Below are 18,763 nucleotides of genomic sequence, written 5' to 3'. Positions count from 1 at the left end.
ATGAAGTTTAAAGTGTTTGTAATCAATCTCGATAAAAGCACTGAAAGAATGGCTTTTATGCAACAACAACTTGAGCAACTCAATATTGAGTTTGAGCGAGTGCCTGCGGTATATGGTAAAGCACTGACTCAAGCTGAAATTGCTGCTGTATTTGATGAGCCAACAAATTTAGCTAAATACGATAAAGTACTGAATGTAGGGGAAATTGGCTGCTATTTGAGCCATGTAAATTGCTGGAATATTATGCTTGAGCAGCAATTGGATTTCGCGCTTATTTTAGAAGATGACTCAATTTTAAACCCTGATTTATTATCATTAATTAAGAGTATTAGTCACTTATCTGCACAATGGGACTACATTAAATTATGTCACGGCAGTAAACAAAAAGCGGTTATTGATACCCTTGAGCTTGATGATGACTTTTCATTATCGACCTGCTTGAAACTCCCTTCTTCTACGCGCGGTCAATTTGTGTCGTTATCTGGGGCTAACAAGTTGCTTGCAACGGCAATGCCTATTGCAAGGCCGGTGGATATCGATATTCAGTTTTGGTTTGAAAAGGACTTAAGATGCTTTGTTGTTCGGCCTTTTCCTGTGCAAGAGGCTGACTTTGAAAGTGAAATATGTACTTTGGGTAACCGAAATACCACTAAAAAACATCCCCTAAAACGCATTTGGCAAAAGTTATGTTTTGAGGTCAAGGTAAGAATTAATCGAAGTAAGCTCCCCAAATTGCCAAGCCAGCTTTAGCTTTGAGTGAGTTTTAGCTTGGAATGTATTTTTTGATGCCATTTCGACAATAAGTTAATTTCTTTGAAATGGCGTCATCATAAATCTGTTGATTTACTTGTGCCATTTTTCGAGACAATTCTGGGTGGTACAGGTGATAACATACTGCTAAATGCTTCAATTGCTTTTTTGATGCTCCGTCATTGATCAGCCGGATACAAAATTCCTTATCTTCAGCGCCCCAACCAACAAAGTCACAATTAAAGCCATTGACGTTTATCGCATCTTGACGCCAAAAGCTAAAGTTACAACTAAACACGCTGTCTGCATTTTGATTTGTTTTGCTTAAGTAGTGACTTAACACGTTAGAGCGGAGGGCATTTTTATGACCACTTTCAGAAGCAAATAAAGCTGATACCGGCGAGATGGGGTCGTTAGACGTCATTATCTTTTGACTAAATTTTTGAGATAGTCTGACTCGCTTACCGGCGATGACTTGGTTCTTTTTCGCATTATGCAGGTGATCTTCAATAAAGCGAGGATGCAAAATAATATCGCCATCGATGCAAATGATATAGTCTGCCGATGACGCTTGGATGGCATTATTACGACTCTGGGCCGCTCGAAAGCCTAAATCTTCTTGCCAACAATGGATTAAATTAAAGGGCAGCTTTTGGGCACGATAAGAGTCTATAAGTGCTTTGGTTTCTTGTTTAGAACCATCATCAGCAATAATGACTTCAGTGGGAAATATGGTAAAACACGACCAGTATCAAATCAAACTTTGATGCGAGTATTTGATACTGATAAACTAGCTGGCAATACTTTACACAGTGAATATTCAAATGCATAGACGCGCAATTTACCCAGGTACTTTTGATCCCGTTACTAATGGCCATGCAGATTTAATTGAGCGTGCGGCAAAATTATTTGGTCACGTCATTATCGGCATTGCCTCAAATCCGTCAAAACAGCCGATGTTTACCCTTGAAGAGCGTGTAGAGCAAGTTAATTTAGTGACCGCCCATTTAGACAATGTGGAAGTGGTTGGCTTTACTGGCTTATTAGTTGATTTTGCTAAAGAGCAACAGGCGAGTGTGTTAGTGCGTGGTCTGCGAGCTGTGTCAGATTTTGAATATGAATTTCAATTAGCCAATATGAATCGTCGTTTAAGTCCAGATTTAGAAAGTGTCTTTTTGACCCCAGCGGAAGAAAACTCATTTATCTCCTCTACCTTGGTAAAAGAAGTTGCCCTGCATGGCGGTGACGTTAGTCAATTTGTCCATCAGGATGTCGCCGCTTCTTTGCTGCAAAAAATTGCTTCAATTAAATTACAGCAGACGAAGTAATCGCCTGCTAATGCCGTTATTCATCACATCAAAACATAAGCCTAAAATGAAATCATCGCAGTCGCTATTTAAACACCGTTCATTCACAATGCGCTTTTTAGGGCTTGGCTTTGGCAGTTTATGCTTAAGTTCGGCACTTTCGGCTGCGCCTTGGGTTGATACCTCAGATATTTACCTACGGGCAGATATTCAGGCGCTGGCAGATGCTGGTGTGATCACGGTACCTATCAATACATTTCCACTGATGTGGTCGGGTATTGGAAAGGATTTATCTTCAGCAGAACCTTCATTAATGAAGCCCGCATTAGTCGATGCGTTTGCTCGAGTGAACTTTTATTATCAAAATGCTGTTGGCAATAAAGGGAACACCAGTATTACAGCAACTGCTGCGACCGATGAAGCAAGGTTTCAACACTTTGGCTCTGATTATCGTGAAAAAGCTGAACTCAAAGCCTCTTATGAATATATGGGCGAGCGCTTCGCTTATAAAGTGTCTGCTTCAGCTAACTACGATCCCCAAGATGATAAAGAATTTCGCTTAGACGACTCTTATATGGCGGTAGTATTGGGTAACTGGATTGTCACTGCAGGCAGCTTTGAGCAGTGGTGGGGGCCTGGTTTTGATTCGGGATTACACAAATCCAATAATGCCCGACCTATGCCATCACTGATGGTGAGTCGCAACAATGCTGAGGCGTTTGAAACCCCATGGCTTTCGTGGCTGGGCGCGTGGAACCTCACTGGTGGAGTAAGCATGATGGATGAAGATCGTTATGCCCCCAATGCGTTATTGTGGAATGTGCGCGGCTCAATAAAGCCATTAAGGCAATTAGAAATCGGCCTTTCTTGGACGGCGCAGTTTTGTGGTGAAGGTCAAGAGTGCGATTGGGACTCCGCCTGGAAGTCGATTACTGGTCAGCGTGATTGTCGCAATGATACGGGTAGTGGTTGCTCAAATTACGGCAATCAAATGGCGGGCTTTGATGTACGCTATTCAGATACTTTTTGGGATGTGCCTGTGGGACTTTTTCTTGAGCGCACCTGCGAAGACTCAAAAGGTGAACCGTGGCAAATAGTCGACTGCGCTAAAATGTATGGTGTAGACACCCGCTTTAGTTTTGCCTCGCAGCAATATAAGCTATTTTTTGAATATACAGATACTATGGTGTTTTGCGGTGAAGACCCGAATGCCTTTAATTGCTTCTATGAGCACAGCACCTATAAAAGTGGATCTCGAAATTATGGTCGCGCTATTGGCAGCACCTACGACAGTGATGCTCAGGTGTATGCACTGGGGTTAATTGGCCAGTTTTCAAATAGCCATGCATTTACCACTATTTTACGTTATGCCCAATTAAATAAAGATGGCGAAAGTCCAAGTCATGGCTGGGCGCCGCAGCCACCGAAAGAAGATTTACTCATGCTAGAGCTGTCTTATCGTATGCCATTATTAAGCGGCATGATGACCTTTGGTGGTAGCGTATCGCAATCAGAGTTTGAAGTGGAAGACAGTGAAGTAGATGGCACTTTATATACTCGTTACCAGTATAAATTTTAATTAAGTTATTAAATTTATTGTTATAATTTTTTCAATAAAAAGCCTCAATAGCTATGCTATCGAGGCTTTTTGATTTATTGCCGCTAAATACTTTCAACCTGGAGTAAGGCTTGTTCTGCCCTATTTTACCCTCAACAATCTTATGTCTGACATAGCCCACAAAATACCGTGGTGCGTTGACCTAAACGTATTTCACTTAATAGATTGCCGCATTCAGTGCAGTTTTCGCCGCCACGGCCATAAACATGTAACTTTTGGGCGAAGTAACCGGGTTTACCATCGGCATTGGTAAAATCTTTTAAGGTGGTGCCGCCTTGTTTAATGGCTTGGGCTAAAATCTGTTTCACTTCAGCAACCAGAATTGTTAAGCGTTCAATATCAATTGAGCCAGCAGCTGCTTGAGGATGAATACCTGCGGCAAACAAGGCTTCATTGGCATAAATGTTCCCCACACCGACCACAATGTGATTGTCCATTAAACACAGTTTGATGGCCTTTTTCTTATTGGCGAGGGCATTGTGTAGTTGCACTGGATTAAAGTCTTCACACAGTGGCTCTGGGCCTAATTTTGATAGTAATGGATGTGCTTCTTCAGGTAATTCATACCATAGCCATGCACCAAAGCGCCTTGGGTCATTGAACCTCAGAATGCGGCCATTTTCTAACGCCAAATCAATGTGGTCATGTTTTTCTGCTGGGGTGTTGGCTGGTAAAATTCGCAGACTCCCAGACATACCTAGATGGACTATGGTGATCCCCGCGTCAGTATCTATCAGTAAGTACTTAGCGCGGCGACGTACATTTCGGATAGTTTGGCCGATAATATTGCGGCAAATGTCAGGCACAGGCCAACGTAACGAACCATTACGAATAATAAGGTCGCGAACGGTTTGATCGACGAGGTAGGGTGATATTCCTTGGCGAGTGACTTCAACTTCCGGTAATTCAGGCATAGGACTCTCTATTATTCTTGTGTTTGGCTGGCAATGATTGGGATGAGTTCAGTACGTAAGCTTGGCGGGATTTGGTACCAATTATCGGCGGCTGACTGCAATAACCCATACTGGGGGTAATATTGCCAAAGTTGTCCTTGTGGGGTGTGATTTATCGCAATCACTAACGATTGCGCTGCCGGTAACTGTTGGCGCTCTGCATCACTTATGCTGGTGGGGGAGATTGCTAATTGGCTCCAAGCCTCGGCTAAAGTTCTACAGTTTAAAACACTTGCAGAGCAGACCCAGCCGTTAGCGCCTTTATTAAGCCAAATATCATCGAATTGCAATTGGGTTAACTGGTTAGTTTTATCAAATAATGCTTGGGCATCATCGGGCATTTGATTGGTTTTTGAGTCGATAAAGGTTAGCACTGCCACCATGAAAACGCAGGCAATGATCAGGATGTTATTCCATTTTTTTCGAGATAAGGCCATAAACTAACGTGCTAGTGGTTGTTAGTCTTAGTGTATATCAAAGCTAGCCTTAGTGGGTAACCCTTGGTGGTTATCTGCTAAGGCTAGTTAATGAAGGCGGTTGATTTGCGTAAGTAAAAATGGCTTAACCGCCAGTGGTGTTCATAAATCGCAGAATTTGCACGTCATCATCGGTGCCAAAGTAGTGCTCTTTGGGTTTTTGTTGAATGCCATCCAAAATCGCTTGTTTTAGCTTATCAATATTACCTGGATGCGCTCTAACAATCGCTTTTAAATCAACCGAGTTTTCATTACCTAAACACAGCAATAAACGGCCTTCGACTGTCACTCTGACGCGGTTACATTCATGGCAAAAGCTATTACTGTGGGGCGAGATAAAGCCAATATGAATACTGTGATCTGCCATTTTGAAATAACGTGCTGGCCCACCAGTGCGTTTGCTTGACGGCACTAACGGATAGCGGGCTTCAATAAGGGCTCTGACTTCTTCGCTAGAACAATGACGACTGCGTTTACGCTCATCAATAACCCCTAGTGGCATCTCTTCAATAAAGGTGATGTCTAGTTCACGATCACGGCAAAAGTCGATTAAATCTAAGATTTCATGATCGTTTTTGCCACGTAAAATCACGGCATTGATTTTGATATGCTTAAAGCCTGCGGCTTTAGCGGCATCAATACCAGCAATGACTCGTTCAACTTTACCGTTGCGAGTCATTTCAGTGAATAGCTCAGGGTTGAGGGTATCTAAGCTGATGTTCAAGCGCTTTAAACCAGCATCATGCATGGGCTGAGCAAGTTTACTTAAGCGTGAGCCATTGGTGGTCATCGATAAATCATCTAAACCAGGCAATTTACCTAATAACTCAATAAGCTTATCGCAATCGGTTCTTACTAAAGGTTCGCCGCCAGTTAAGCGGATTTTCTTTACTCCGAGTTCGGTAAAGGCTTGTGCAATCCATGCGAGTTCTTCTAAGGTAAGTACTTGCTCTCTAGGCAGAAAGCTTGGATCTTCGCTCATGCAATATACACAGCGAAAATCACAGCGGTCAGTGACCGATAAACGTAAGTACTCTACTTTTCGATTAAAACTGTCGACGATCAAACTCATGAATTAGTACATCTTATGGTTAGTTATAACAGTTCAGCAAAAGGCTGAATGAAGACTTGCTGGCCAGGGATGACGGCATCTTCGGCTTCACCGATAATAACCAGACAATTTGCCTTAACCATGGAGTTCAACATCCCTGAACCCTGTGCCCCTGTTGAGGTCACATGTAACCGTCCATCATTGCTTAACGAGTAAACACCGCGCACAAACTCTGTTCGACCTGTGCGGCTTTTTAAGATGCTATCTGTTATTGCTGGTAAATATTGTGGCTGCCAATTACTTTCGCCAGCCAGTTTACGAATTGCAGGTTGCACAAATTGTAAAAACGACACCATTACCGCCACGGGATTACCCGGTAAGCCAAAGAACAAACTGTCGTTGACTTGGCCAAAGGCTAATGGTCGACCTGGACGCATATTAATGCGCCAGAAGTTTATTTTACCAATTTTAGCCAATACTGTTTTGATGTAGTCAGCATTTCCGACAGAAACTCCACCGGAGCTGATCACAATATCGGCATCAACACTGGCTTGTTGTAGCGCAGCCGTTAATGATGCTTCGCTATCTTCAATAATGCCTAAGTCAATGACTTTACAGCCTAACTTTTGCGCCATTGATTTAATGGTGTAGCGATTAGAGTCGTAAATACAGTTGGCTTTTAACGGCTCGCCCGGTTGACTCACTTCATCGCCAGTGGAAAACACCGCCACAACCGGTTGTTTAACAACATCTGCAGAGGCTAAACCCAATGAGGCTAATAAGCCTTGTTCAGCGGCTTGTAAGCGATGACCTTTTGCTAATGCTAAGGCATCTTTGGCAATATCTTCACCTGCAAGTCTGACATGCTGACCCGCATCCACTTTGCCTTGTAATTGCACTTGGCCATCTTGTTCAACCACCAATTCACGTGCTTCGACAGTGTCAGCGCCAGTTGGCACGGTTGCGCCTGTCATAATGCGTACGGCTTCACCGGGGTTTAATGTGCCTGGATATTGGTGCCCAGCAAGCACTTCACCCATCAATTTTAATGGCGCAACTGGGTTGCTTGGGCTGTTATCAGTACTATAAGCAAAAGCATAACCATCCATTGCTGAATTGGTTTGCTGGGGCACGTTAACAGGTGAAATCGCATCGCTAGCTAGTACTCGATTTGCTGCGTCATCGATGGTGACTTGCTCACTAGCGGTAAGCGGCGTCACCATGGTCATGAGTTGCTCTAAGCCTTGGGCAACTGATAAAAATTTCTGCTCATCGCTTACAGGTGTTGCAACGGTTGGGATCGGTAAAGCCACTTCAGGCGTTTGCCACTTTTGGCTGTATTCAATTACAAAGTCGGCAATTTGGCCGACGTTATTTAAATCGAGTCGGGTTAACTCGGCCGGTGTTTCGGTGTCGTCACAACACGCGATAGCGACAATGTTTTCATCATGGGTATGGATCAGTGGCTTGCCGTGGGCGGCGCGGTGCAGCTCAATTTTAGGCAGTTGCAGCTTTTTAAAGCCCTCAACAAGCACGATATCCACTTTGTCCGTTTCAATTTGCTTTAGTAAGTGCGGTAATTGTGGGTCACCATCAACCGCATCTTCAGTCATTAATGCCCAGCGAATATGGGAGGCAACCAGCATTTGCTTAGCACCTGCTTTACGCATTTCGTAACTGTCTTTTCCCGGAATATCCACATCAAAATTATGGTGTGCGTGTTTAATTACTGCTAAACGTAACCCTCGACGATTTAATTCGGGAATAAGTTGTTTTAACAAGGTGGTTTTACCGGTGCCGCTATAGGCACAGAATCCAAGAACAGGAATACTCAGCGGATTGGAAAACGGTATACTCATAAAGACCTCATTGTTGGCTTGTTACTGTGTTGCCACAGCTTACTTGGCATTTTCGATGACAAGTTTTTGTTCAAGTGTATTCACATTAAAGAATGCATTAGGTTGATCAGCAAAACTGGTGATGACGTGTTCATGTTGCGCGTACCACAAGAAAATCTTGCGATCACCAGCGTCTAAAAATTCTTGCATTGATTGTTTTAATTCAGGTTTTAATAGCATCACCACTGGTTGATCGTATTCACCATCACTGGCGACAGCAACATCAGCATTGGCTTCTTTCAACGAGGCATATAAACGCTCACACAAATCCATCGGTAACATTGGGCTATCACAGGGCACAACGAGCAAAAAATCAGCTTTAGTGTTTGCCATAGCGGTGACCATGCCAGCTAATGGGCCTAAATAACCGGTTTCTTGGTCACTGATAACCTCAAAACCTAGCTCAGCATATTGTTGTTGGTTTCTGTTGGCGTTAATGATGATGCGATTAACTTGTGGTTGAACTCGCTCAATGGTGTGGCTGATCATTGGTTTGTTGTTTAATTCAACAAGCCCTTTATCAATCCCGCCCATTCTTCTTGCCATACCGCCGGCTAAAATGACGGCATCAATTTGCACTGACATATTGAAGCTCCTGTGATTGTTCAACGCTGGGTATATGATTGCTGGCCACAACGTTGTTGTCAGTAATATGCCAATGCTTTTTGCACAAGGCTGTTAAGCCACAGGTTTGATGACTACTAATAATTAGACCTGTGCCTTCTTGTTTTAATTGGTTAATCATCGCTAAAACCAGTTTTTGCGATTGTTTATCCATATTGGATATTGGCTCGTCTAGCATTAACAATTTAGGTTGGCTAATCCAAGCTCTGGCTAGCGCTAATCGTTGGCGTTCACCGCCAGATAAATCAGTAGCATTACTGTGTAATAATGCCCCTAATTGTGCCATGTCGATGGCTTGGTTTATACGCTGTTGAAGTTGCTTAGCGCTAAACTTGTCTTTCGGTAAGGCGTAGCGCAAGTTGTACTCCACATTACCATCAAACAGGTAGGCATGCTGGTGAAGATAAACCGCTTTGCCTAGTAAGGTATTTGGTTGCCACCATTTTGGCGCGGCAAAACCTTCTGCGATAACGTCACCAGAACAAGGTTTAATGATGCCCGCCAATAGTTTCATAAGGGTGGATTTACCACTGCCATTGTCCCCTTGCAGGTAAATGACATCACCTTCACAAAAACTCAGGCTGTTAAAAGTAAACAACTTTCTTGCTTTAAATTGCACCAGAATGTTTTTCGCGGTCACTTTAACCATGATTATTGACTCCTTGGCATGGCTTTTCCACGCAGTGAGCCGATGGCAAAATTAATCACAATCGCTAAAATCAGCAGCACTAATCCTAGTGCGATAGCTTGGGCAAAGTCGCCTTTACTGGTTTCTAAGGCAATGGCGGTGGGAATGTTACGGGTGTGGTGTAAAATATTGCCACCCACCATCATAGAGCAACCCACCTCGGTCAAAATGCGGCTAAAAGCGGCAATAATGGCTAATAATAATGGCACTCGCAGTTCACGACATACGGTCCAAATAGCCCGTTGCCATGATGCGCCTAACGTTCGTGCTGTTTCCCATGCGCGGCGGTCTACACTACTAAATGCCGCTTGGGATAATGCGATAAGTACCGGGGCACAAATCATCATTTGTCCTAAGATCATTCCTTGTTGGGTAAACAACCAGCGTAAGTCGCCCATTGGCCCATTTCTGGTGAGCAGCAAATAAGCCAGTAAGCCGATCACAACTGTGGGGATTGATTGTAAGGTTTGCACAATATTGGTGACAAACCAGCGACCAGGAAATTGGTAAGATGCCAGCAAAAAGCCCAACACAATTGATGGGATCAAGGTGATGAGCAGCGCCGCAAAAGAGACGGAAAAAGATACACTTATGATAGACCATACATCAGGGTCTAACGAAAGCAGCAAGCTAAATGCTTGCTGCAGTAGGGCTAACCAGCCTTCATTCATTACTTATATGTTGCCTTAAATAATTGCTCTCCCTGAACTTTAAAGTCATTAATCATCTGCTGAGCCGCTGGGCTAATAAACCAATCGCTTAATGCCTTAGCACCTTGATGATTCAATTCAGGGTATTTTTCTGCGTTAATTAGGATAATTTGATAAGGGTTTGCTAAATCGGCGCCGCCTTCGAATGTAATTGCCAAATCTAATTTAGCTTTGTAAGCAACAAACGTTCCACGATCTGTCAGTGTATAGGCTTGTTTCTCATTGGCCATCAGTAACGTTTTACCCATACCTTGGCCAATTGAAGTATAGCCTGAAAAATCTGGCGTTACAGAAGCTTGTTTCCAAATTGCGAGCTCTTTCATATTGGTGCCAGAATTATCACCGCGTGAGATAAAACTGTTGCCCGATGCTGCGATTTTTTGAAACGCTTCAACGACATCATCGCTTGTTGCTAGTTTAGCGGGATCAGCAATTGGGCCTAAAACCACAAAATCGTTTTCCATGATCCCGCGAGGATTAGTGCCATAACCGTCTTTAACAAACTTAGCTTCAGCAGCAGGTGCATGGGTCATTACCACGTCTACATCACCTTGACTGGCCAGTTTTAGTGCTTTACCAGTACCTGTGGCGATAACCTGTACCTTATAACCAGATTCAGCTTCAAATGTCGGCAAAATAGCGCGTAAAAGACCTGAATTATCAGTGCTGGTGGTGGTCGCAAGCTTAATAATTTCTTCAGCATTTACTGTCGCGCTCATCATGGTGCTAGTTAATAATGCGACACTGAATGTTGCCGTTAAAGCTGATTTTAGACTAAACATTTTTAATTCCTTGAAGAGATAATCATTAAAACATCATATTTATGGTTAAAAAAACAACATTTACATTAACTTATCTTAGTTACAAATAGATAAAGCAAATAATATGCCAAGGGCGTTTCTGAAAATTTGGATCACGACTAAATTTAAAATTGTGATCTAGATCGCGTGCGAATTATGTTTTTACAGACATATTGTCCCAGTAAGCTAATTCTGGTGGGCAAACTGACCCAGCAATAGATTTTTAGTGATACGATAAGCTTAAATATAGTCAAAATGTCCAAAGTAGGCCCTCATATGAACACCAATGACTCAAACGAAAAATCGTTACCCACTGCTGTTTCGGTATTGATTGTGGATGATGAGCCTGGAATGCGTAGCTTTCTCAAAAAGGCGTTGTCAAAAAAATTCGCTTTAGTAGAAACTGCCTCCACCATTGGCGAGGCAGAAAAGCTGCGTAGCCGTGGCCATTTTGATTTATTAATTGTCGATATTCGCTTGCCTGATCGCTCTGGTATCGATTGGCATGAGGCGCTAAATGAACCTGACCGCCAATCGGACATTATCTTTATGACTGGCTATGCCGATATGGATGTGGCGATTAAAGCCTTAAGAGCGGGCGCTTCAGACTTCATTATGAAGCCGTTCCATCTCGAGCAAATGATGACTTCGGTTGACCGTTGTATTGAACGAAGGTTATTAAAGCGTGAAAACTTCATGCTTCGTCGTGAGCTTTCAACTGGCCACTCAACCACCATGATTGGCAACAGCGATGCCATGATGGAAGTGAAACAAGTCATTGAACGCGTTGCGCCAACAAATGCCGTGGTGCTCATCGAAGGTGAGTCAGGTACTGGTAAAGAGCTGGTGGCAAGGCAATTACACCAGCTAAGTGGCCGCACTGGCGCATTTGTCCCAGTTAACTGTGGCGCCATTGCCCCCGAGTTGCTGAGTAGTGAACTTTTTGGCCATACCGCAGGTGCCTTTACTGGCGCGAAAGGCGCCCGTGAAGGCTTATTTAGTTTTGCGTCAGGCGGAACGATTTTCTTAGATGAAATTGGTGAAATGCCAATGAAAATGCAAACGGCACTATTGAGGGTTTTAGAGCAAAAATCTATCAGGCCCGTGGGCAGTGAAAAAGAAGTCGCCATTGATGTCAGAGTGGTGGCGGCAACAAACCGCTTGTTATCAGAAGAGGTAGCTGCTGGTAACTTCAGAAGTGACTTATATTATCGACTCAATGTACTCAATATCTTGATCCCTCCTTTACGCACACGTCCTGAGGATGTGATTGAATTAACCCATCATTTTACTTGGCAACTAGCCCGCGAGTTAGGGGTTAAAGAGGTGATTTGGAGCCATGAAGATATACAGGTACTGCAACAACATGAGTGGCCAGGGAATATTCGTGAACTGCGTAATATGATTGAGCGCTGTATTTTATTGGGTAAGCCGCCTGCAGAGTATTGGAAAAAAGCGCCAGAAACAGAAGCGATGACTCAAGCCGGTTACCCACTAAGTTGGCCACTAAAAGAAGTGGAAAAACAACACGTCATGAGTGTTGTCGATGCCAATAATGGCAATAAATCGGCGGCTGCCCGCGATTTAGGGGTGTCTCGAAAAACCTTAGATCGAAAATATAAAGAATGGTTTGATGCTGAACCGGATAAGGAAGCGTAAATCGTGTCGGTATTTAGTCAAATATTTGGAGTCAGCTGGCAGCAAATGCAGGCCAAAGTGCGTTATCGGATTTTAATCCTGACATTGCTGCCCATCTTACTGACCCTGATAAGCCTAGTGTTCATTACCATTTACTGGAATATCAGTTATACCGGTAAACAGTTGTTTATGAAGGTTAAGGCTGATTTGACTGTGGCCACCAATACCCTTGAAGAGGTTCAGCGACAACAAGAAATTCAATTGCTCAATGTGAGTCAATCATGGGACTTTCAGAATGCCTTCCAGCAAATCAAGCAGGGCGACTCATCCCAGATAGACAAAATTAATCAATACCTGGAACAACAAAAGCAGTTTTTACAACTTGATATATTAAGGCTAATCAAAGTTGAGCAAGCCGCGGCCGATCCCGATTTGCGGATAATGTTACCCAAAATCCAACAGCAACAACCCTTGTCTGGTTTGATGGTGTTATCAGCCAAGCGTTTGTCTCGCCTCGATCCCGATTTAGCCAGTATCGCCCGCATTCCTTTATCGGCGACATTAAGGGCGCAAGAGCCAACTAAAAGTGAAGAAACTCGCGGCATGTTAAGCCGGAGTTTATTACCTATATTAAATGAAAGTGGCGAAGTGAATTGGTATCTCGATGGTGGGATTTTATTTAATCGCAACACGGTTATAGTCGATCATATTCGAGACTTGGTGTACGACGAGGGCACCTTGCCTGAGCGCTCAATTGGTACTGTGACTATTTTTCTTGATAATGCCCGCATTAGTACCAATGTGCCTATGGATCTATTTTCGACCCATGAAACAGCGAGCCAATCGAGGGCATTAGGCACCTTAGTGTCAGAAGATGTGCGCCAGAGAGTCTTGGTTGAAGGGGAGTCGTGGGTTGACCGTGCCTTTGTATTAAATGACTGGTTTATTTCAGGCTACTCACCCCTTAAAGATATTCGTGGTAAACGTATTGGGATGATTTATTCAGGTTTTTCTGAGTCGCCTTTTATACACACCTATATTCTCAATATCCTCGAGCTTGGCACCATTTTAATGCTGGTGTTGTTGGTGTCTGGTTTCTTGGTTTATCGAGGGGCTAATAGCTTACTTGAGCCCATTGAGCGCATTCATCATGTGGTAAAAGCGGTGCAGTCAGGCCGAGACTTACGTATCGGCGAGCTGGGATTAGAGCATGATAATGAGCTATCTAATTTGGCTGAGCAATTTGACCACATGCTGGACTTACTGCAGCGGCGTAATAACCAAATTCAGCTAGCGGCAGAGCAGCTTGAAGTGAAAGTGGAGCAACGTACCCGTAGCTTGCAAGATAAAACCGAAGAGCTGCAACGTAACGTGGCCTTGCTAAATGAAACAAGACATCAACTGGTCACCAATGAAAAGTTAACCGCCTTAGGGGAGCTTACAGCCGGTATTGCCCATGAAATTAATAATCCTACCGCGGTAATTTTAGGCAATATGGAACTAATGAAGTATGAGCTTGGCAGTAAGGCTGTTGCTGTTGAAGAAGAAATTGAACTGGTTATTCAGCAGGTAGGTAGAATAAGCACCATTATTCGCAGCTTGTTGCAGTACAGTCGCCCCGGTGAGTTTAATGCGCCGCTTGAAATGCACCCAGTGCAACCGATGATCGAAGAAATGTTAGTACTGGTTAGGCACTCGATTGAAAAGCAAGAAGTCGAACTCATCAAAGATATTAATACCCAATGCACGGTACAAGTGAATCAGCCGCAAATCTTACAAGTGCTCATTAACCTAGTGGTTAACGCTGCCCACGCCATTGAAAATAAAGGCCGAATTTGGGTCAGAGCCAATGATTGGCTTGAAAATGACGAGGTTGTCGGGGTAAAAATTGAAGTGGAAGACGAAGGCATGGGGATTAAACCTGAGCGCTTAAGCCGTATCTTCGACCCTTTTTACACTACCCGTAAAGACGGTACAGGCTTAGGCTTATCGCTCAGTTACGGCATTATTAAGCGCATTGGTGGCACCATTGAGGTGAAGTCGACCTTAGGTAAAGGTACGGTATTTACTATCGGGCTTTATCATAAGGCGAAAGAAGAACAGGAAAATAATCCCTATGATGGACTGCATTTTGAAGATAATAGCCGCGTAGATACTGACGCTTAGCTGTTTATCGTATTAGCTGCTTATAGCGTTAGTTGCATATGACATTGAATATGGATTGTTATAAGCAGTGACGACTAGATAGTCTGCGTTAGTTTCTTGGTTTGGGATTAATAGTGTAATTGAGTCAATCGCAGATAAAAAAAAGCCAGGTGATGAGCCTGGCCACTAAGAGTGTATGAGCAATGTCGTGCTTGCAGACTCAGAGGGTATTAATAGGAGATGAAGCTATTAATAAGAACTGAGTTTTGGAACGCAGATAAATAGTAATCATTATCATTTAGATTTGCAACTTGTTAGTTAAATTATTTTCAACTTTACAAACCCTTTACAAATGCTCTGCGAGCTCTTTGAGGCAGTCGAATAACTTTTATCGTTCAAATCGACACTGCCTATCTTGGTTGTTAAGCTAATTCTTTATGCAAAAACAACTTGTTATCTGCCGAGTCAGTGGCTGATTCAACCTGCGTAATGTGGTATTGGTTAGTGACCAACATCGTCAGCATGGCGTTAAATTGGTTGCGAGTTTTAACTTCAAGGCGTTGATAACCTTGCTCTGTCGCCCACTTTTCTTGGTACTCGAGCATAGATTTTGCTAAACCAAGTTGCCTGAAATCAGCATCAACTCCGCCAAGCCAGCTGTAAAAACGCTTATTATCAAGTTGATATCCTATTTTAAACCCAGCAAGTTCGCCCTCAACATAAGCTAATAAAATCAAACAAGCTTGATTGTCTAATTTGCTATGTAATGATTCGATAGTTTGAGCGCGATCGAGTTCGTTAATGCGGGCACTGATAGCGGCAATATGATTAGCCACCTCAGTAGTTAGCTCAGTATGAGCTTCAATTTGGATAGTTAGCATATAAGATTTACTTTTAGTCGGGCCATGTGGCTTCAATATCAGCTCGGCTGATATTGAGCTAACAACAGCGAAAATATCGCCGCATGTTAACTCATCGTACCAGTTAATAATGCGGCATAGCTTAAAAAATCACTAGAAAGTGTGTTTTGTCAGCAGTGGCTAGCGGTGATTTATCGACATTAGAGCGCGGAAGAGGCGCGGGTTGTATCAGTTAAAACCAATCTATCAGTGAGCACTTTCAGTAATACCCCATATGCAGGTAAAAATAACCCTAAGCTAACCATAAGTTTAAAGGCGTAATCGACCGTGGCAATTTCAGGCCAGTGACTTGCCATAAACGGATCTGATGAGGCGTAAAATGCAATGCTAAAGAACACCACAGTATCAACCAAGTTACCAAATAGAGTCGATGCTGCAGGGGCTACCCACCAGGCTTTAGCTTTTCGCAATTTAGCAAATACAGTGATATCCATTAACTGTCCGACTAAGTAAGCCACAAAGCTGGCAAGTGCGATACGGAACACAAATTGATTCCACTGGGCTAATGAGTCAGCGCCTTGGAAAATCCCTTGATGAAAAACCACTCCCATAACATAGGAGATCACCAGTGCAGGTAACATGGCTTTGAAAATAATACTGCGAGCCGCTTGCTGGCCAAATATTCTGACAGTTAAATCAGTGGCTAAATAGACAAAGGGAAAGCTAAACGCACCCCAAGTGGTGTGATAACCAAAAATCTGAAACGGGAGTTGTACCAAATAGTTGCTTGCGCAAATAATGATGATATGAAAACTGACAAGAAACATCAGTGCACGGCGACATTGCGCCTGAGAGAGCATTAACATGTTATGGCCTTTTTTATTGGGTTAGACGGGGTGAGGGAACCCGTATATGTATGTACTTGGCGTTGCTGATTATATATTTTAGCTGACTTTAACTTGCTCAAAGAGTTTATTGAGTGGTGTCATTTTCGCCAAGGAGGACGCATTATAGTGAGCAAAAAATAAGATGCAACCATCGCGCGACATTTTTTGACCGATTTTGATAATAATACTCTGGTTAGTTCTATCAATAATCAATTTAATGGCCAAAATTGATGCTCGTAACGCGGTATTTTATGATTATTCATATAAGCGAAAAAGCACTTTTGTTGTACGGCTATCGGTTTGCGTTTCAGCTAAATTAGCGAAGCGTTAATTTGAAATTGATTTTTAGTGACAAACAGAGATACTATCCAGCGTAAGTGCATGAAGTGCTTATTAATTATAAAGGGAACTTTGAATGGTAAAAATTTTATTTGTATTACTCACTAGCAGCTTTGCATTACTCACTAGTAGTACAGTCCAGGCGGAAGACGTTGCTTCGCCCTCGAGTTTTACTGTGGGGGCTGGATACCAATATGGTGGCGTTTTAGGGGCTCGGTATCATTTTCAACATGACAGTCATGTTTTCTCGGCGGCATTAGGATTAGTCGGTGGTGCTTTGGGCTATCAGTATTTTGTTGATGAGAGTCAGTCACACTCATTTGGATTAAGTTTAGGAAGCGAAGCGCTAACCAGTGAAGATGGTTTCGCAGTCATCAACTATGAGTATTATCCCAGTGGCTTTGCTCAAAGTGGTTGGCAATTCGGTGTTAGCGCAGGTCTACGCCGTGAAGATGAAGGTGGCTCTTTTGGAGATCATGGCGATACTAAAACAGATCCTGCCGCTATGATATCAGTGGGCTATAAATTTTAATCATTCATGTTTTAGCGTTATTTTTATAGCGAAAACAAAGTATTGAAATGATTACCTTAATAGTAAAAATTCCAGTGACGCACTGGGGTTTTTGTCTATTTTGGTAATGTTAAAGCTTATAACTCAACCAAAATGGATAAAATAGTGGTGAGTTTATTTTCTAATTCTTGCCATTCAGCCAGTGGATCTGAACCGGCAACAATCCCCGCGCCAGCAAACAGATTAATTCGCCCTGGTTCAATTAAGGCGCAGCGAATGGCCACAGAAAACTCACTCTCGTACTTATTTAAATAACCACATGCGCCCGCATACCAGCCGCGATTATAGCCTTCACGTTGACGGATAAAGTTTAATGCTGATTCTCGCGGTAACCCGCCCACGGCAGGGGTTGGGTGTAAACCTTGAAGTAATTGAAAGTCATTAACACCGGCTTTTAATTCAGCGCGAATAGAGCGGTGTAAGTGCTGAATATGAGTTAATTTAAAAATTTTGGCAGACTCATCCGCACCAACGTAATGGCTTAATGGCGTGAGTACATCAACAATTTGCTGCCTAACCAGTTGGTTTTCATTGCTGTTTTTACTGTCTTCTAGTAGCTGATTGGCAAGAAAATCATCTTCTTCTTGGTTTAAACCACGCACAGTCGTTCCGGCAAGGGCTTCGGTAAATAACTCTTTTTGGCGGCGTAAGTATAAACGCTCAGGCGAGCATGAAATAAAGGTGCGCTCAGGGCTAAATTGAAACCCAAATTGAAAGCTGTTGGGGTTGCGCCCTTGCCAGCAGGCTAATACCATCCAAGGATCGACCACATCATTAATTTCTAACTGAGTTTGGCGCGATAGCACCACTTTAGGGGTGGTGGCATTAAATTTAGGGTTAGTCACTTGCTCAACCAATTCTTTCCAGCGTGGGTAATTTGGCAAGTCACTGCGGCCCATTAAAGGCAGTTTATTAGGTGGTGACAATGGTTTGGCTGGTTTGAGCTGATTGATGGCTTCAATGGCCGCATTACACTCATCATCTTGACTATTATCTTCAAAATTTAAATTTACTAAAATTTTGATGATGTTGTCATGACGGCGCAGTTCTATGCGAGGCAGTACAAAGCGAGTGCGGCCAAATTCAGGCCAGCATTCTACGGTGCGGTCAAAGGCGACGCCGCCGTAGTAGCGAATATCTTGATTACTGCTTTTTCCACGCTGGGATTGGTAAATCGATGCCAGTAGCTCGTCATTAATTTCTTGTTCTTGCTTGAAGTCTTTGCAGGCGCCTACAGCGGCCACTTCTTCTTGTTTGTCACGGGCATGCCAATATATGCGTGGATATTGAGTTTGCGCCCCTAACCAAGATAATAACGGCAAGGATTTAGCTTCTACTGAGACTTGCACAATCGGCTCTTTGACGTGAGCCAACTTCATAGCGTGTAACTTTTTGATTAACTCGTTAAAGTGCTCAAAAAAAATATGACCAGCCAATGCAGACTCCAG

Annotated in this window: 18 protein-coding genes; 6 read left to right on the top strand and 12 right to left on the bottom strand. The window is 43.1% G+C overall.

The window, feature by feature from the left end:
- On the top strand, nucleotides 1–750 hold the full coding sequence (locus tag BCU57_RS20395) for a glycosyltransferase family 25 protein (RefSeq protein WP_102435859.1): 750 nt from the start codon (nucleotides 1–3) through the stop codon (nucleotides 748–750).
- 13 nt (nucleotides 751–763) lie between these two features.
- Here the strand turns inward: BCU57_RS20395 and BCU57_RS20390 are convergent, their stop codons facing one another.
- Nucleotides 764–1,465 (bottom strand): galactosyltransferase-related protein, encoded by a 702-nt coding sequence (locus tag BCU57_RS20390; RefSeq protein ID WP_277869074.1) that lies wholly within the window; start codon nucleotides 1,463–1,465, stop codon nucleotides 764–766.
- A 109-nt stretch (nucleotides 1,466–1,574) separates the two neighbouring features.
- On the opposite strand from BCU57_RS20390, the gene coaD reads away from it, so the two are divergent.
- Entirely contained in the window at nucleotides 1,575–2,078 is a 504-nt protein-coding gene (gene coaD / locus BCU57_RS20385) for a pantetheine-phosphate adenylyltransferase (protein WP_076542073.1), read from the top strand.
- An 88-nt stretch (nucleotides 2,079–2,166) separates the two neighbouring features.
- Complete coding sequence (locus tag BCU57_RS20380) at nucleotides 2,167–3,636, top strand: capsule assembly Wzi family protein (RefSeq protein WP_102476014.1); 1,470 nt, start codon at nucleotides 2,167–2,169, stop codon at nucleotides 3,634–3,636.
- 140 nt (nucleotides 3,637–3,776) lie between these two features.
- Here BCU57_RS20380 and mutM read toward each other — a convergent pair whose 3' ends face one another.
- The 8 genes from mutM to BCU57_RS20340 all read right to left on the bottom strand — a co-directional run bounded on the left by mutM (nucleotide 3,777) and on the right by BCU57_RS20340 (nucleotide 10,797).
- Nucleotides 3,777–4,589 (bottom strand): bifunctional DNA-formamidopyrimidine glycosylase/DNA-(apurinic or apyrimidinic site) lyase, encoded by an 813-nt coding sequence (gene mutM / locus BCU57_RS20375; RefSeq protein WP_102439335.1) that lies wholly within the window; start codon nucleotides 4,587–4,589, stop codon nucleotides 3,777–3,779.
- A gap of 11 nt (nucleotides 4,590–4,600) precedes the next feature.
- Entirely contained in the window at nucleotides 4,601–5,065 is a 465-nt protein-coding gene (locus BCU57_RS20370; protein ID WP_102439336.1) for a hypothetical protein, read from the bottom strand.
- A 124-nt stretch (nucleotides 5,066–5,189) separates the two neighbouring features.
- Nucleotides 5,190–6,176, bottom strand: coding sequence for a GTP 3',8-cyclase MoaA (gene moaA, locus BCU57_RS20365; RefSeq protein WP_102439337.1), 987 nt, complete (start codon nucleotides 6,174–6,176; stop codon nucleotides 5,190–5,192).
- 23 nt (nucleotides 6,177–6,199) lie between these two features.
- A complete protein-coding gene (locus tag BCU57_RS20360; RefSeq protein WP_102439338.1) occupies nucleotides 6,200–8,014 on the bottom strand; it encodes a bifunctional molybdopterin-guanine dinucleotide biosynthesis adaptor protein MobB/molybdopterin molybdotransferase MoeA in 1,815 nt (604 codons plus the stop codon).
- 39 nt (nucleotides 8,015–8,053) lie between these two features.
- On the bottom strand, nucleotides 8,054–8,638 hold the full coding sequence (mobA, locus tag BCU57_RS20355) for a molybdenum cofactor guanylyltransferase MobA (protein ID WP_102439339.1): 585 nt from the start codon (nucleotides 8,636–8,638) through the stop codon (nucleotides 8,054–8,056).
- Nucleotides 8,622–9,332, bottom strand: coding sequence for an ATP-binding cassette domain-containing protein (locus BCU57_RS20350; protein ID WP_102439340.1), 711 nt, complete (start codon nucleotides 9,330–9,332; stop codon nucleotides 8,622–8,624). The genes mobA and BCU57_RS20350 overlap by 17 nt, the downstream gene beginning before the upstream one ends.
- Nucleotides 9,329–10,036 (bottom strand): ABC transporter permease, encoded by a 708-nt coding sequence (locus BCU57_RS20345; RefSeq protein ID WP_102439341.1) that lies wholly within the window; start codon nucleotides 10,034–10,036, stop codon nucleotides 9,329–9,331. The genes BCU57_RS20350 and BCU57_RS20345 overlap by 4 nt, the downstream gene beginning before the upstream one ends.
- The gene (locus BCU57_RS20340) at nucleotides 10,036–10,797 is read right to left on the bottom strand and encodes a substrate-binding domain-containing protein (protein ID WP_241903543.1); all 762 of its coding nucleotides are present in this window, start codon (nucleotides 10,795–10,797) and stop codon (nucleotides 10,036–10,038) included. The genes BCU57_RS20345 and BCU57_RS20340 overlap by 1 nt, the downstream gene beginning before the upstream one ends.
- 354 nt (nucleotides 10,798–11,151) lie before the next feature.
- Between BCU57_RS20340 and BCU57_RS20335 the strand changes: the two genes are divergently transcribed.
- Entirely contained in the window at nucleotides 11,152–12,534 is a 1,383-nt protein-coding gene (locus BCU57_RS20335; protein ID WP_102439343.1) for a sigma-54-dependent transcriptional regulator, read from the top strand.
- Between the two features lie 45 nt (nucleotides 12,535–12,579).
- Nucleotides 12,580–14,679 (top strand): cache domain-containing protein, encoded by a 2,100-nt coding sequence (locus tag BCU57_RS20330; protein WP_413211477.1) that lies wholly within the window; start codon nucleotides 12,580–12,582, stop codon nucleotides 14,677–14,679.
- Nucleotides 14,680–15,080: 401 nt separating this feature from the next.
- Here the strand turns inward: BCU57_RS20330 and BCU57_RS20325 are convergent, their stop codons facing one another.
- Together BCU57_RS20325 and BCU57_RS20320 are read right to left on the bottom strand one after the other, a co-directional pair.
- Nucleotides 15,081–15,539, bottom strand: coding sequence for a GNAT family N-acetyltransferase (locus BCU57_RS20325; RefSeq protein ID WP_102439345.1), 459 nt, complete (start codon nucleotides 15,537–15,539; stop codon nucleotides 15,081–15,083).
- Between the two features lie 179 nt (nucleotides 15,540–15,718).
- The gene (locus BCU57_RS20320; protein WP_102439346.1) at nucleotides 15,719–16,384 is read right to left on the bottom strand and encodes a 7-cyano-7-deazaguanine/7-aminomethyl-7-deazaguanine transporter; all 666 of its coding nucleotides are present in this window, start codon (nucleotides 16,382–16,384) and stop codon (nucleotides 15,719–15,721) included.
- 436 nt (nucleotides 16,385–16,820) lie between these two features.
- Here BCU57_RS20320 and BCU57_RS20315 point away from each other — a divergent pair, with 436 nt between their 5' ends.
- Nucleotides 16,821–17,276, top strand: a complete 456-nt coding sequence (locus BCU57_RS20315) for a hypothetical protein (RefSeq protein WP_102439347.1) — start codon at nucleotides 16,821–16,823, stop codon at nucleotides 17,274–17,276.
- A gap of 116 nt (nucleotides 17,277–17,392) precedes the next feature.
- On the opposite strand, the gene BCU57_RS20310 is transcribed toward BCU57_RS20315, so the two are convergent.
- Nucleotides 17,393–18,694, bottom strand: coding sequence for an isochorismate synthase MenF (locus tag BCU57_RS20310; RefSeq protein ID WP_102439440.1), 1,302 nt, complete (start codon nucleotides 18,692–18,694; stop codon nucleotides 17,393–17,395).
- Nucleotides 18,695–18,763: the final 69 nt, after the last annotated feature.

This window comes from Shewanella sp. 10N.286.48.B5 (assembly GCF_002874355.2).
Classification (GTDB): domain Bacteria; phylum Pseudomonadota; class Gammaproteobacteria; order Enterobacterales; family Shewanellaceae; genus Shewanella.
This window is presented reverse-complemented; position numbering and strand designations above follow the sequence as displayed.